The organism is Alcaligenes sp. CHO6 (assembly GCF_037120595.1).
In the GTDB taxonomy this organism is placed as follows: Bacteria; Pseudomonadota; Gammaproteobacteria; order Burkholderiales; family Burkholderiaceae_B; genus Alcaligenes; species Alcaligenes ammonioxydans.
The window spans coordinates 749,911-765,178 of record NZ_JBANCI010000001.1 but is presented as its reverse complement, the minus strand read 5'-3'; the positions used below and the strand labels follow the sequence as shown (position 1 = coordinate 765,178).

Below are 15,268 nucleotides of genomic sequence, written 5' to 3'. Positions count from 1 at the left end.
GTTCCCCCCTCTCTTTACGAAGTATCAATAAGGATAGCAGTGTATCAGTCATGCAAAAGAGCAAGCGGTTAATCTTTGTTAAAGCTTGTCATTTGTGCACCTCTAATTTGTACACTGACTTGGTCCATCAACCGACCTTGTTCGGTTTTCAGTTCAATGCGCAGCGTACCGGGTACCAGGGGAATACGCACTTGGGCCCCACCGCCCGCTTTCACGCCATGGACCCACCATTCCAACGCTTCGTTGATTTGCCCCTGCGCCAGCAAGCGCAGTTGCTGGTTTTGCGGCGGAATATCCGGGTCCAAGGCCAAGATCGTACCGTTGACGGGCTCCTGGATACGGGCCGGACCGGCATAGGCCAGATTTGCATCGTTCAACTGAATACGATCGGTCTGCGTGCCCTCTACAAAAAACTCTTCACGACTGGGCTCCAAAGCCGGCACAAACACGATTTGTCGAAGCTGCACCTGCTCTGGCCGGACCGTTTGACGACCGGGTCTGTAGTGGTTCAGGACAGAGATGACCTCGTGCCAGATCGGTGCGGCCCCACTGACGCCGGATACATCTTGCATACTTTGTCCTGCACTGTTGCCAACCCAGACGCCCACTGTGTAGTGCTCCGTCCAGCCCAGAGCCCAGTTATCACGCATATCTTTACTGGTTCCGGTCTTGACCGCGCTCCAGAACGGGGTACTCAAGGCACTGTCCAAGCCGAAGGTCAGCACACGGGCCTGACGGTCAGACAACATATCACCCACAATCCAACTGGCTCCAGGGTCCATGACGGGACGAAACGCGGCCATGGACTGATCCATACGCACGTTTACCGCCTGAGCCTGGCCCAGATTAGCCAGAGCACGGTACGCGTTGGTCAGCTCCAGCAAGGTGACATCAGCACTGCCCAGGGCCAGGCTGTAACCATAAAAATCACCGTCCTGCCGCAAATTAAGCCCCAGTTCGCGCAAACGCTCCACCAGACTGGCCGGCCCCAGCAAGGTCAGAACGCGTACGGCAGGGATATTCAGGGACGAAGCCAAAGCATTGCGCGCACTAACCCAGCCAATAAACTGCTTATCGTAGTTTTGTGGAATATACAGACCATTGCCGGTTGGCAGATTCAAGGGTGAGTCCTGCAGCAAGGAAGCGGCCGTCAGCAGACGTTTCTCGATGGCCAGCTCATATAGAAAAGGTTTGAGCGTGGAACCTGCCTGACGCAAAGACCGGGCATGATCGACCTGCGCGGCTTCGGACAGGTCGCCGCTGGAGCCCACATAGGCCAGCACCTGCCCCTGATGATTATCCAGCACCACTACGGCCGCATCCTGCACACGGGCGGTGCGCAGATCCAGCAGATGTCGTCGCACACTGGCTTGAACCTGCCGTTGAAGACGCGAATCCAGGGTAGTGTGCAAGCGATCCCCTGCTTCGGTCTGTGGACTTTGCTCCAGAACCCAGCGGGCGAAATGCGGCGCCAGTTGCGTCTGCCCCAGTGGTGCCTGCCCGGCTCGACGCAAGGCCACAGGCACCAGATGACTTAATGCTTGGCACTGCTGGGCGCGTCCCATTGCCTGCAAGGTCAAGCAGGCCCGACGCTCGACCGTCAAGGCCGAGGCATTGGGGCCTCGCAGCAAAACGGCAGCAATCGCTGACTCGCGTGCATCCAGCGCAGCGGCCTGCTTTTGAAACAGGGTGCGTGCCATCGCATCCACCCCGACAAGCTCGCCCCGAAAGGCTACCTGATTGAGGTAAGCCTCCAGAATTTGCGGTTTGGTCCAGGTATCTTCCAATGATTGAGCGGCAACTACCTGATCCAGTTTTTGCCACACCGAACGCCCGCCCCGTCCGCCAAGCAGCGTATGATCCAACAGCCCGGCCAACTGCATGGTAATGGTGGACGCGCCTCGGCTCCGTCCCGCAAACACACCGTCCCAGGCCGCAGAACCCACTGAAAGCCAGTCCACCCCGCCATGCGATTCAAAACGGCGATCTTCGGACATCAAGACCGCCAATTGCAAAGCCGGGGAAATCTGCTCCAGCGCCACCCAGTCGCCGCGCCGTTGATGAAAGTCCAGTCGCACCCGCTGGATGAGCTGGCCCTGGCGATCCAGGACCTGCACATCAGACGATCGGAAGGACCGACGAACGTCTTCATAGCTGGGTGTGGCCTGTCCGGAGCTGGCCCATAGGGCCAGTCCCGACAACAGCAACCCTGCTTTAATGGCTTGGCGCATCCACAACGTCCAAAACGTGCTCATTAGGCCAGAGAGCAAAAACATCGGGCTCGTACAAAGCCTCGGCCCGCGTGGCCGGCAATACAAACTGGCCCACCGTGTTCAGGCGCAGTGTGTAACTGACTTCCGTCGTGCCTTCCTCAAAACGCTCGTAATACGCCCGGTAACCATCGAAGCGGCGCTCGATAAAGCTGGGCCATTGACCGGACTGCGTCTGACCAGCCGTGGCCATGGCCGAATCCCGACCCAGTCCACTGCCCAGAATGGTCGCGCCGGCAGGAACCGGGTCAGACACGACCACCCAACTGGCCTGGCCTTGCGCCTTGACCTTGATCGTCACCCGCATGATGTCGCCACGGCTCCACACGCCTGGTTTGGCCTGCTCCACAGCCTGAACCTGACGCTCTATGCTCAAACCGGCCGCCACAGGCTTGGTCACCGGCACAGCGGCCAGAGAGCGAACGTCAATCCAGGCCTTGCCCTCACCTAGTTGCTCAACGCTCAAGTTGTCTGCCTGCTCGCCACGCCAAGGCACATCCATTTTGGTGGAGCGTACGCCCTGGCCGTCGGGTGTCAGCATATCCCAGTCCACCACCTGGGCCGTTTCGGAGCCCAGAATCACCATGGACTGTCCTGTCGGGGCCTGCTCGTGATGACGGCTGAATTGCTCGATGGCCAGGCTGCCCAAGAGGTTCTCCGTCGTCATGCGCCAGGCACCACGCTGTTGCTCGGCCAACAGACCTTGGGCCAGACGAGGCATGTCCTCAGTCCAGTCAGGCATCTCATTGACCAAGAGCATCAGGCGAGCCTGATTGGTCACCCGGCTGGTCATGGCCCAGGGACTGCCATTGAGTGCATCGTCGCCAAACACCAGACGGGTTCCGCGGCTGATCAGACGTGCCTGAATCAGCCCCAGTGCTTCTTTACGGCTTTGCACAGCTTGCTTGATCCCGGGCAGGCGCTGGGTCAGATCCACCCATGCCAGCAGAATATCGGTCGGCCAGCTTTGCAAATTCAACTCGACCGAATCGAGCATTGTGACGCGCGCACGGCCGTACTTCGCCAATACGGCAACCGCACGAATGACTTCGATATCCCGCTCCTGGCGAGAAACGGTCTGCATGGACGGGATTCGGCCATTGACCACGTTCTCCAGTCCTTGCAGCATCTCGTTGCGAAAGCCGTCAGGAATGGGATAGTTCAGCCCCATGGACTGAGCCATGTAGCTGATATCCAGAATGTAGCTGGTCAGTACACGGCTACCCCAACCGTAATTGCTGGGGAAATAACGCAGCAAGCCATCCTGGTCTAGATAGGAAGGCAGACGCTGCATCAGACCAGCCCATGCGCCTTCAGCACGCAAGCCCATGAAGCGGGAGGCTTGCTGTTCAAAGCAGGTATAAGGATAGCGTTCAAACCAGGCCCGCACCCCTTCCATTCCGCCCCCCAAGGAGGAACGGAACAACATTTGCAGGCCGCCCTGCACCCCGCCCTGCTCATTTTTCAGGGCGCCGGCCGGCACTTGCACCGACATGTTCAATGGCTGCTCCATGGACACGGACACCAGCGTTCCTTGCTGAACCGTTACCGGCGTGGCCGTAAAGACTTCCTGCTTGATGGAGAGGCTGTCCTTGGCAGGTTTGCTCTTGCCCGCCGCCTGCAGCACTTCCTGCGCATCCAGTGTCCATTCCAACTGATGCGAATCAGCCGAGCCACTGGAGGCTGGGACCGTTATGGGCCAGGAGACCACTTTGGCCGAACCGGAAGCCAGTTCAACGGTTTGCTCAGGCAAGGCGGCTGATGGCAAGCCCTTGCCACGGTACTGTGCCTGCACGTTGACCGTCATGGCACGCGGGCTGCTGTTTCGCAGCGTAAGCTGAGCCTGGTACTGATCGCCTTCGCGAGCAATCGCGGGCAAACCAGGAATGATCTGCAGATCCTGCGTGGTGACGATCTGGGCGGAGCCACTGCCAAAACGCTCACCAGCCAAATCGGCAACGGCCACGATGCGGTACTGGGTCAAGGAGTCTTTGAGGGGGACCGTCACGGTCGCGCGTCCTTGAGCATCCAGCTCCACATTGCCCTTCCATAGCAACAAGGTGTCGAGCAACTCGCGGGTGGGGCTCTTGCCGCCGCCACCGCCTGCTGCCACCGCCTTGCGGCCATAATGTCGACGTCCCACAATCTCGGACTGTGCTGTAGCGGTCTGCACGTTGTAACCCCGCAAAGCACGCATGGCCGTGAGCAGGTCCCAACTCGTGTTAGGGCTCAGTTCCAGCAAGGCCTGATCCACGGCCGCCAGGGCCACGGAAGCACCGGCTGCGGGTGAACCATCCGGTTTGAGAACCTGAATATCCACCTGGGCCTGCTCACGGATGGCGTACTGATTGCGATCCGTGCTGACTTTCACATCCAGCGCATCTTGCTGGCTACTCACTTCGATACCGGCCAGACCAAAGCGATAGCTGGGCTTGGACAAATCTACCGTGGTAGTCGGGGCCACAAACTCGCCCCCCCCTTCCGAGTAGGCCTTGTACCAGGTCAGAGGCTGGCTCCAGCCCCAGCTGAAAAAGGAGTACCAGGGAACATCACGCAGACGCCCCCGCAGCACCAGCACGGAAACGTAGACATTCGGCCCCCATTCGGGTTTGATCTCCACGCTGACGGTCGGATTGTCGCCTTCGAGCTGGACAACCTGGGCCTGCAACACACCCTCGCGCTCCACCGACACCAGGGCGGTGGCCTCACGGAATGGCATTCGCACCTGGAACTGCGCCTTTTCGCCCGGCGCCCAGGTCTTTTTCGCAGGAATGACATCTATCCGGTCATCATTCTGACCACCAAACCACAACGAGCCCGAACCGCTGACCCAGACCGTGCTGGCGGCCACCGACTCACGGCCCTTGTCATCACGCGCAATGGCACGCAGCTCCACCTGGCCGCCCTTCTCCAGTTTTACATCGCACTGCACCAACCCCTGTTCGTCGCTGCGTCCCTCGCAGACCGTACCCAGGTCTTGGCGCTGCTCCTGGTTGTCGTAGCTGTAAAACCCGCCCACCATACGCTTACGAATCGAGAAGCGCTGCACATTGGCGGCCTCAATACGGACTGGCACATTCTTCAAGGGCTTGCCGTCAGGGCTTAAGGCAATAGCCGAGAGCTGGGTGGATGAACCCGCCGCCAACCAAGTGCCTGCACGCAAGCCCGCCACCACATCGGCAGGCCATACCGCAATCGTCTGGGTCAGGGTTTGAATCTCGCCATTGGGATCGGAAAACGTCGCCTCCACCAAAAACTCGGAAGGCTGATCCACTACAGGCAACTGATCCAGCTTAGCACGCAACCCGCCTTGGGCATCGAGCTGGAAGCGTTGTTTGTTCAAGAAAACGCGAGCCTCTGACATCGCCGACCGATCCGCTTTTTCAGGCGGCGCAAAGCTGTAGTCACTGTAAGTGCTGAACGCGGGCGACTGACTGCGCACCACCGCCGACAGTTGTACAGGCAGGAAATCCGCCGGGCCACCAGACAGATAACGCAGCTGCAGATCAGCCTGCATCTGCTCAGGACTGATCAGATAGGGACGATCCTGACCATCACTTAACTTGATACTACCGCCCAGCACAGGCAGCTTGAATTGCTCAACACGGAAATCGCCAAAATTGAAGTACTGGTTCTCGCCTTCGGTTCGCAGTCGGTAGACACCCAGCTCCGCATCCTTGGGGATCGTCCAGTCGGTCAATGCAAATACGCTACCGGCCGCCGTTTTTTGCCATTTCAGTGGCAATTCAATCCGTTTGCCGCTGCCTTCATGTTCGACGATCATCGTCTCGGGATAACGAACTGGAGCCTTGAAGCCATCGCGTACCCGCTCACGCAGGTAATGTTTCATGTGCGCGACTTCACCGGCACGAAACAGGCTGCGATCCATCACGCTATGCGCAACCGGCTCATCGCGACCGCCCCAGTTATAGGGCACATTAAAGCGCCATGGCTCGATACCGGCGTTCCATTCGCTCAGCGCGAAACTGAACTCGTCTTTGCCCCTGGCCATGGGGTTGTCTTTATCGATGCGAGCCGTCACAAACAGGCCGGACAGGCCAGTCTCATTGCAATAATCCGGGCTGGAGACAGGATGGGGGTGATGAAAAACCCCGTCCTGCCCTGTTTCGCCCTGCACCAGCTCTTCGCCGCGGCAATTCATGACACGGATTTTGGCGCCGGGCACGACTTTGGCATCATCCAGGGTAGTGACCCAAACCAGCAGGTCATCACCACCTTGCTTGATGTGTACCCCCAGATTGGTGACCAGCACCGAACTACGCACATACATGGTGCCCGCCGACTCCAGCAAGGAGGCGCCCAAGCGCGGCGAGGCCACTTCCAGAACGTGGAAACCGGGCTCTTTCAGCGGCACGCCAATCAGTTCAAAAGGACGCTCGTTTTTCTGGTCCATGCCGGGCAAATCAAGCTTTTTAAGATCCTTGCCCTGAAGCAGAGGCTGAGCGCGCAGATCCAGATAACCGTTTTGATCGATGGGAGCGGTTACGCGAAAATCGCTGCCCATCATGCTCTTCAGCGTGTCAGCTGCCACCGACCAGGAATAGTTAAGCTGCCGCAGCCGGGAATACCAGGCCAGGACCTCCTTATCGTCCTTGACCGCCATCGCCCCCACCTGCCCGGCCGACACCAGCATCTGCTGAGTGGTCAGATTCGCTTCCACATTACGCAAGTTCAAACCAATGGCGGGTGGGTCAGCGTCATCCGAGCCATCGCGATCAGCATGACCAAAGCGCTCGACAATCCCAAAAGGCTCCACCACAAACTTGACCAGCGGCGGATACGTCGTCGTCTTCATGCCGTTGCTCAAGACCTCGGGATTTTGCAAGGGCCGCCCGGCATCGTCCGTCAAGGAGTCTGGAACCTGGATGGTCAGCTGGGCATTTTCCGGAAAAGGCCCCTCAAATCGTACATTCTGGCCGGGACCACGGTCTTGCCAGGCCTCATCCTGGTCGGACACAGGCTCCCATACCTTGTCGCCGGCTTGTAGACGAATCTGCTGCAGGTGCTCATAGGCAACCGGTGCCGAGAACTGTACAGCCACACTGCCAACAGGCGTGCAGGGCGCCTCAGCGCGTTCGCGCAGACAAGAAAGCGAAGCCGTGAAATGTGGCCGCACTGAAAAATCGAAGGTATAGCGGTCGGTATTAGGCACGCCCTTGCGATTGGCAATCGCTGTCGTGATGCCCGGCTCGAGCACAACCGACACGCTGGCATCGGCGGGCAAAGGACGCGCGCATTGCACGGCCTGATAACGCTCATCCACCTCATCCACATAGAAGGCAGAACGAGCCAGGGCATCACGCTGCGCACCTTCAATGGCCTTTAAGCCAATGCGCTCGCCAATGCCCTCAACCCGGCAATACCCGTGCTTGACTAAAGAAGCACTATTAACGGGCGCATTGAAATTAAATAAAAATACCTGGTCTTCATCAATAATGCTGTAATACGGGCGGCTGGATTCCAAAATGGCGCCACCGGAATTGAAACGATATTGAGCCGGTCCGCTAATCGCTTCATTATTAATGCTGCGAAAGCTCTTGGACACCACGGCGGTACAAGTCAAGCCAGGTCCTGGTCGCTCATCAAACTCATAAATCCAGCGACGGGAATCCAGCCAGCGGCCCTGCCCCGCAACGGAAGGATCATCACACTGGACCTGGACAGGTGCCGGCAGTTGTGAATCGCCAAAATGAACAGCGGGCTTGGCAAAGGTAACTTTGACATCCCGTAAATCGGACGTCGCCCCTTGGGGCGAAAAACTGCTAATCGTAATGGCTTGGGCGCTACTGACGCCCAGCAAGAACATCAAGCCCAGCAAAGACTGGCGATGCATCGTTCTTCCCCTATGGATATGCTATTTTCGGCGCCAGTTTAATGGAAATCCGCTACGCTGAGCGTGTATAAACTCTTACATGCATGCTTAAAGAATGCCACCAAGTGCAACAAAAAAAAACGCCGGGCTTTAAATCACGGCGCAATGGCTTTGAAGGGGCAAACATGGCATTTGAAAGTAAAAATTTCAAATGCGACCAAACACCCCCTTTTTTCCTCAAACTGGCGACATCAACTACGATAAATGCCATACGAACAGACAGCAGCACTGGAAAACCAGCCCACTAACCCCATATAGAGTGAGGCTTGTGAAGACCCAAGCGCTTCGATTTCAGGAAAGACACATGAGCACCATGACCCTGCAGGAACTGGATAAGACCCGAGAGGAATGTCGCAAACTGATCAGTCGACGCGCCCTGCTTTCAGCCGCCGCTGCCGTTGTCCCTGTTCCCGGCGTGGACGTAGGTACCGACGTGGCCATTTTAATGAAGGTCATCCCCATTATTAATGCCCGCTTTGGACTGACGGCCAGCGATGTGGACGCCCTGAGCCCCGAGCTGAAGAAGCTGGTGGTGGTCGGTGGAACAAGCATGGGCTTGGGCCTGGTGGGCCGCGTTCTGAGCACTGATCGCATCATCAATATTCTGGTGCGTCTGGGAGCAAAAAAGCTGGCCGGTAAATATGGTGCCAAATATGTCCCGCTGATAGGCAGTGCCATTTCTGCCTCTATCAGCTTTGTCGTACTGCGCAAGGTCGGCAACCAGCACATCGAGGAGTGCTATGAGATTGCCCGTCGTCTGGCATTGGAGACACAACGACGGGAAGCTGTCCATACCATCGATGCGGCTGAAGAAGGCCTGATACGCGAGCTCAAGGGCTAAGACACCGCTTGCGCGCCTTAGTCTGGAGAGCGTCCTGCTTCAGTTCGCACCCCAGACAGTTCGCCCAGCCCCGGTCCTTAGACTGCAGGGACCACACCCGGTGTTTTGCTGCGACCATTCAACATATAGTCCATCAGTTCGCGCACAGACTTCATGGCCTTGCCGAAAGGCAAGGCCTCTGAACTGCGAAAGAACAGACCCCGCTGTACATCGCCTTTCAAGGCATACGCCAATTGACGGTCAATGCAAAACTGTCCATGACGCTGCACACCGTCGCGCAAACCGCAATGAGCCAGGCAGTCAAAGCCTTCGGTGCACGGCCGTTCGCGAGCCACCGATTGCAGTTTTTTCTCTTTGTGCAAATAAGCGTCCAGCCACGGTGTACGCACGGCACGAGCCGGCAATCCGGCCACGCTCATGAAGGTCACGATGTCTTTGGCTTCCGCATCCAGCAAAACACGCTTGAAATTCTCGTGGGCATCGCCTTCCTCGGTCACCGCAAACGCCGTCCCCATTTGCACGCCATCCGCCCCCCAATCCATAAGCTGGCGCAACTGTTCAGGACGGTGAATCCCACCGGCAGCGATCAAAGGGATGCGCTCGGACTCCAGGCCCAACTCTCGGAATAAGGCACGACATCCCTCCAGCACGCGCTGAAACGCATATTCCGGTTTATTCAGAGACTGATCATCGGCTGCGCCCAGATGGCCAGCCGCATACCGGGGATTCTCCAGAACAACGGCATCGGGCAATCGCTTGCGACGCAGCCATTTCTTTACAAGCAAGGTGACGCCGCGCACGTCGGACAGAATGGGGATGAGCGCGACCTTGGGATGGTCCTGCACCAGTTCGGGCAAGTCCAGCGGCAGACCGGCACCCACTACCACGGCATCCGCACCGCTCTCGCACGACTGGCGCACATACTCGGGATACTGCGAAACCGCCTTCATGATGTTGACGGCGATGCCGCCATTGCCGCCCGAGCGCTCTCGGGCAAGATTGATTTCACGATCCAGCGCCTGCAAATTGGCCGCATCGACCACACCTTTTTCGACTTCACCCTGAGTGCTGTCCATCAGGTCTTCGTGATGACGCCGTAAATCCACGCTGGAGATGGTTCCCAGCCCGCCCAGTGCAGCCACAGTGCCGGCCAGTCGGGACGCCGATATACCGACTCCCATGCCGCCTTGGACAATAGGCAAAAGCAGTTTTCCCTTCAGGGACATGAGACGTAAATCCGTCTTTAGCACGATGTAAATACCTTAGGTTGATGCAAGAACCTGCCGGCCACGTCGGGACCAGAAACAGGGCAATAAAAAGGTGGCCGTCTTTGACAACGGCCACGGTGTTAAATCAGGCGGGAATAGCGTGCGCCGCTTTCCTGGCTCAAGTACTTGTCAAACACCATGCTGTAGGCGCGCACAAACAAACGGCCCTTGGGCAAGACCTGAATGGACTGAGAGTCGACGGTCAGCAAGCCCGCTTGCGCATAGCTGCTGAGCTCTTGCAGCTCAGCGGAAAAGTAACTGGCAAAATCGATGCCGTAACGCGCTTCCAGACGCGCAATCGGTACGGGCATGCTGCACATCAAGTGCATGATGACTTCGGCGCGCAGGCGATCGTCCTGCTGCATCACAATCCCACGCTCGATGGGCAAACGCCCCTGGTCAATTTCGGCGTAGTAATTGCGCAGACTGCGGGCATTTTGCACATGCATCGTCCCCACTTGCCCAATGGACGAAACGCCAAAGGACACCAAATCACAGGCTGACCGCGTGGTGTAACCCTGGAAATTGCGGTGCAAGCTGCCATCCAGGCGGGCCAGATTCAACTCGTCGTTGGGCAGTGCAAAATGATCCAGACCGATATAGACATAACCCGCATCCAGCAGGCGCTGCGAGGACATCAGGAACAGTTGCAGACGCTGGTCGGCATCGGGCAACTGTTCCTCGTTAATTAAACGCTGAGCCTTAAAGCGAGTGGGAAGATGCGCATAGTTGTACAAGGCAATCCGATCCGGCCTCAGTTGCACCAGTAAATCAATGGTGGATGCAAAGCTCTCCAGGGTCTGCAAGGGCAGACCGTAAATCAGATCCGTATTGATGGACTGGAAGCCAGCGGCCCGGCCTTGCTCGATGGCACGTTCGACCATGTCGAAAGGCTGGATACGGTTAATGGCTTTTTGCACATTAGGGTCAAAGTCCTGAACCCCAAAGCTGGTACGGTTAAAGCCCAGAGCCGCCAAGTTCTGGAGTGTGTCGTCGGACAGGGTGCGTGGATCGATCTCGATGCCCAGCTCAGCATCGGCCGTGAACATGAACTGCTCCTTGAGCTTGGTCATCAGCCGGGTGAGTTGTTCATTGTCCAGGAACGTGGGCGAGCCGCCGCCCAGGTGAAGTTGCTCGGTGCGCCTGTCCTCCCCCATATACTGGGTGACCATATCGATCTCGCGCAGCAGGTAATCCAGATACTGCTCGCTCTTGCTGCGATCTTGAGTGATGATCTTGTTGCAGGCACAGAAATAGCAGAGCGACTGGCAGAACGGGATATGCACGTAAACCGACAAGGGGGGATTGCTGCTGCTTAAGGCGTGCCGCGACAGCTCATGAATGTAGGGCTGTGCGGGGAAATCCTGAAAAAAACGGTCTGCGGTAGGGTAGGAGGTATAGCGCGGTCCGGAACGATCAAAGCGCCGAATCAAGGCTTCAGAGATCTCGATATCCTGTGTGGTCGGGGCGCTGGCGTCCGATGCTTCCAAGGTTTGCGGCATAGAGGGTCCTCCTGCAAAAGACCGATTTCTTCTAGTCAAGCATTCATTGTGAGAGAAAATCGCGGGTACACGCTTGACCTGCATCAAGGCCACAAGAACTAAAAAAACGCTTTTTTTATGACTGTTGGGCTGAAATTAGCTTCATATATCGTATTATTAAGCGCTAGCCGCCTAAATTACCGCCTGTTGGAGCCAGATGTATTTGCTCGTGATCCTAGCACTGCCGTTTATCGGTAGCTTGCTATCTTCCCTGATGCCCGCGAACTCTCGCAAACTCCAAGCATCTCTTGCCGGCGCTGTCGCCGTTACCTGCGCCCTACTGACCCTCTACGCCTATCCGGACATCGCTCGCGGAGAGGTGCTCGAGTCCTCCCGTTCCTGGATTCCAGCCCACGGCCTGACCTTCAAGTTGCGCATGGATGGTTATGCCTGGCTCTTTAGCATCATCATCACGGCCATGGGGGCACTGATTGCCCTGTATGCGCACTATTACCTGTCAGCCCAGGACCCGGTACGACGCTTTTTTTCCTTTTTGCAGGCCTTCATGGGTTCCATGCTGGGGGTCGTGCTGTCGGGCAACCTTATCCAGATGGTCGTGTTCTGGGAGCTGACCAGCCTGTCCTCGTTCATGCTGATTGCCTATTGGTATCACCGCATGGACGCACGCCGGGGCGCCCGCATGTCGCTCATCATCACCGGCACCGGAGGCTTCTGTTTGCTGGCAGGCGTGCTCATGCTCGGCCAGGCCGCAGGCAGCTACGATCTGAGCGTGGTACTGGAGTCGGGCGAGCAGATTCGCAATCATCCCTGGTATACCGGGATGCTGATCCTGATTGCTCTGGGCGCCCTGAGCAAAAGCGCCCAGTTTCCCTTTCATATCTGGTTGCCTCACGCCATGGCAGCCCCCACTCCCGTCTCGGCGTATTTGCACTCGGCCACCATGGTCAAAGCCGGCGTATTCTTACTGGCCCGTCTGTGGCCGGTGCTGTCGGGCACCACGGAATGGGCAGTCATTATTGGCGGTGCCGGCTTGTGCTCCCTGACACTGGGAGCTTACGTGGCCATGTTCCAGCGTGACATGAAAGGGGTTCTGGCCTACTCCACCATCAGTCACCTGGGCCTGATTACCTTGCTGCTTGGCCTGAGCAGCCCCCTTGCCCTGGTTGCTGCGGTCTTTCACATGATGAACCATGCCACCTTCAAGGCCTCTTTGTTCATGGCGGCCGGCATTGTGGATCACGAAACTGGTACCCGAAACCTGAACCGCTTGTCCGGGCTGCGCCATGCCATGCCCCTGACAGCCACACTGGCAACCGTTGCAGCCGCTTCCATGGCCGGGGTCCCACTGCTGAACGGTTTCATTTCCAAAGAAATGTTCTTTGCCGAAACTGTTTTGGCCAGCAACGGCAATACCTGGGAATACGCTTTGCCGGTGGTAGCCGTCATTGCCGGCTCCTTTAGCGTGGCGTACTCCTTGCGCTTCATTGCACAGGTATTTTTTGGCCCCGTCGCCAAGGATCTGCCCCGCGAGCCCCATGAGCCACCCCGCCGGATGCTCATACCCAGCGCCATTCTGGTGCTGACCTGCCTTCTGGTGGGCATTATGCCAAGCCTGACCTTCGGGCCCTTCCTGCATACTGCTGCCAGCGCTATTTTGGGCAGTGAAATGCCTCAGTACGACCTGGCCCTGTGGCATGGGTTCAATCTGCCCTTGGTCATGAGTCTGGTGGCAACGGTCATGGGCGTGATTTTGGTCCTTATCATCAACCGCTTCTATAAGAACCGCCAAGGGCGCACCCCGCTGCTGACACGCGCCGATGGCCGCCGCTTTTTCGAGCTGGCCATGGAGTACCTGGAAGTGGCAGCCAACTGGGCGGTGGGCAAACTGTATTCGCCGCGTCTGCAGCGCCAGATCTTGTTGATTATCGTCGTGACGATCAGTGTGGCGGCCCTGCCGCTGGCTCGCGGCAACTGGTTCAAATCCACTATCTTCACCCCGATTGATCCGTTCTTCGCCCTGATGTGGGTGGTCGGCATCGCCTGCGCCATCGGCGCGGCGCGTCAGGCCAAATTCCATCGCCCGGCTTCCCTGCTCCTTTCAGGCGGCGCCGGTCTGGTGACCAGCCTGACCTTTGCCTGGCTCTCGGCGCCCGACCTGGCCTTGACGCAATTGGCCGTGGAAGTCGTCACTGTCGTGCTGATCCTGCTGGGCCTGCGCTGGCTGCCACAACGTGTCAGCGACATGCCGGGCGCTCAGGACAACAGTGGACGTGCCCTGTTGCGCCGCAGTCGCGACTTGATCATTGCCATTCTGGCCGGCGGTGGGATCGCCGCCCTGGCCTACGCCATGATGACCCGCCCCCACCCCAGTGGAATTTCGCCCTTCTTTATCGAGAAGGCCCTGCCCCTGGGCGGTGGCGCAAATGTGGTCAATGTGATTTTGGTTGATTTCCGAGGCTTTGATACCTTTGGCGAAATCGTCGTATTGGGTATTGTGGCGCTGACCGTCTTTGCGCTGCTGCGACGCTTCCGGCCCCCCATCGAGGCCATCGCTCAGCCGCTGGCCCGTCGTCAGAACGTCAAAGACAGCCGTGAAGCCGTTTTTGTTGAGCCCGACCCCAAAACACCTCTGCCCGAGGGCATCATGCAGATTCCAGCCGTGTTGCTGCGATTGCTGCTGCCCATCTCCACCCTGATTGCCCTGTATTTCCTGCTGCGGGGTCACAACCTGCCCGGCGGCGGCTTTGTGGGCGGCTTGATTATGGCTACTGGCATCATCTTGCAATACATGGTCAGTGGCGTGGTATGGATGGAATCGCGCCCCTTGATTCAGCCTCAAACCTGGATTGGTCTGGGTCTGCTGACTGCTGGCGTAGCCGCCATGCTGGTCTGGGTCTTTAACAAGCCCTTTTTGTCTGCCCAAAGCTGGGATCTGCACCTGCCCCTGATCGGCGAGGTACATACCTCCAGTGCGCTGATCTTCGATATTGGCGTATTCATGCTGGTGATTGGTTCAACCATCCTGATTCTGATCGCGCTGGCCCACCAGTCATTACGTTTTTATCGCAAACTGCCGTCGCTGCAATCCGCCTCGAACGCTGCATCCGGGATGGAGAATAAATAATGGAAATCGTGCTTTCAATTGCGATTGGTGTCCTGGCGGGCTCGGGCGTGTGGCTCTTGCTTCGCCCGCGTACCTTTCAGGTCATCATGGGACTGGCCCTGGTCTCTTACGCCGTCAACCTGTTCATTTTCAGCATGGGACGACTCACCATCAGTGCCGCGCCCGTTATTAACAGCAGTGAGCTGGGTGCCAGCTATGCCGATCCCTTGCCGCAAGCCCTGGTACTGACGGCTATTGTGATCGGCTTTGCCACCACGGCCTTGTTTCTGGTTGTTATTTTGGCCAACCGCGGCCTGAGCGGCACCGACCACGTTGATGGCCGCGAGGAAGACGACCTGTGAGTCTGCTCAATCAACACCTGCCCGTATTG

Annotated in this window: 7 protein-coding genes; 3 read left to right on the top strand and 4 right to left on the bottom strand. The window is 57.8% G+C overall.

Translation table 11 applies throughout. From position 1 onward, the window contains the following. Positions 1 to 68: 68 nt before the first annotated feature. Together pbpC and V6936_RS03575 are read right to left on the bottom strand one after the other, a co-directional pair. Complete coding sequence (pbpC, locus tag V6936_RS03580) at positions 69 to 2,231, bottom strand: penicillin-binding protein 1C (protein ID WP_336579424.1); 2,163 nt, start codon at positions 2,229 to 2,231, stop codon at positions 69 to 71. Beyond that, on the bottom strand, positions 2,215 to 8,124 hold the full coding sequence (locus V6936_RS03575) for an alpha-2-macroglobulin family protein (RefSeq protein ID WP_336579423.1): 5,910 nt from the start codon (positions 8,122 to 8,124) through the stop codon (positions 2,215 to 2,217). Before V6936_RS03575 ends, pbpC begins: the two co-directional genes overlap by 17 nt. A gap of 343 nt (positions 8,125 to 8,467) precedes the next feature. On the opposite strand from V6936_RS03575, the gene V6936_RS03570 reads away from it, so the two are divergent. Continuing rightward, positions 8,468 to 9,004 (top strand): hypothetical protein, encoded by a 537-nt coding sequence (locus V6936_RS03570; RefSeq protein WP_003799485.1) that lies wholly within the window; start codon positions 8,468 to 8,470, stop codon positions 9,002 to 9,004. 77 nt (positions 9,005 to 9,081) lie between these two features. On the opposite strand, the gene V6936_RS03565 is transcribed toward V6936_RS03570, so the two are convergent. Continuing rightward, positions 9,082 to 10,230 (bottom strand): NAD(P)H-dependent flavin oxidoreductase, encoded by a 1,149-nt coding sequence (locus tag V6936_RS03565; protein ID WP_059317543.1) that lies wholly within the window; start codon positions 10,228 to 10,230, stop codon positions 9,082 to 9,084. Positions 10,231 to 10,352: 122 nt separating this feature from the next. Next, a complete protein-coding gene (gene hemN, locus V6936_RS03560) occupies positions 10,353 to 11,774 on the bottom strand; it encodes an oxygen-independent coproporphyrinogen III oxidase (RefSeq protein ID WP_336579421.1) in 1,422 nt (473 codons plus the stop codon). Positions 11,775 to 11,970: 196 nt separating this feature from the next. Between hemN and V6936_RS03555 the strand changes: the two genes are divergently transcribed. Together V6936_RS03555 and V6936_RS03550 are read left to right on the top strand one after the other, a co-directional pair. Then, positions 11,971 to 14,898, top strand: a complete 2,928-nt coding sequence (locus V6936_RS03555; RefSeq protein WP_003799479.1) for a monovalent cation/H+ antiporter subunit A — start codon at positions 11,971 to 11,973, stop codon at positions 14,896 to 14,898. Next, positions 14,898 to 15,239: a Na+/H+ antiporter subunit C gene (locus V6936_RS03550; protein ID WP_003799476.1), complete on the top strand. Its 342-nt coding sequence runs from the start codon at positions 14,898 to 14,900 to the stop codon at positions 15,237 to 15,239. Before V6936_RS03555 ends, V6936_RS03550 begins: the two co-directional genes overlap by 1 nt. Positions 15,240 to 15,268: the final 29 nt, after the last annotated feature.

Bases quoted from the DNA above. Each gene is read 5' to 3' on its own strand.
- pbpC (WP_336579424.1), bottom strand. From the start codon at position 2,231: ATGCGCCAAGCCATTAAAGCAGGGTTGCTGTTGTCGGGACTGGCCCTA.
- V6936_RS03570 (WP_003799485.1), top strand. From the start codon at position 8,468: ATGAGCACCATGACCCTGCAGGAACTGGATAAGACCCGAGAGGAATGT.
- V6936_RS03575 (WP_336579423.1), bottom strand. From the start codon at position 8,124: ATGCATCGCCAGTCTTTGCTGGGCTTGATGTTCTTGCTGGGCGTCAGT.
- V6936_RS03555 (WP_003799479.1), top strand. From the start codon at position 11,971: ATGTATTTGCTCGTGATCCTAGCACTGCCGTTTATCGGTAGCTTGCTA.
- hemN (WP_336579421.1), bottom strand. From the start codon at position 11,774: ATGCCGCAAACCTTGGAAGCATCGGACGCCAGCGCCCCGACCACACAG.
- V6936_RS03565 (WP_059317543.1), bottom strand. From the start codon at position 10,230: ATGTCCCTGAAGGGAAAACTGCTTTTGCCTATTGTCCAAGGCGGCATG.
- V6936_RS03550 (WP_003799476.1), top strand. From the start codon at position 14,898: ATGGAAATCGTGCTTTCAATTGCGATTGGTGTCCTGGCGGGCTCGGGC.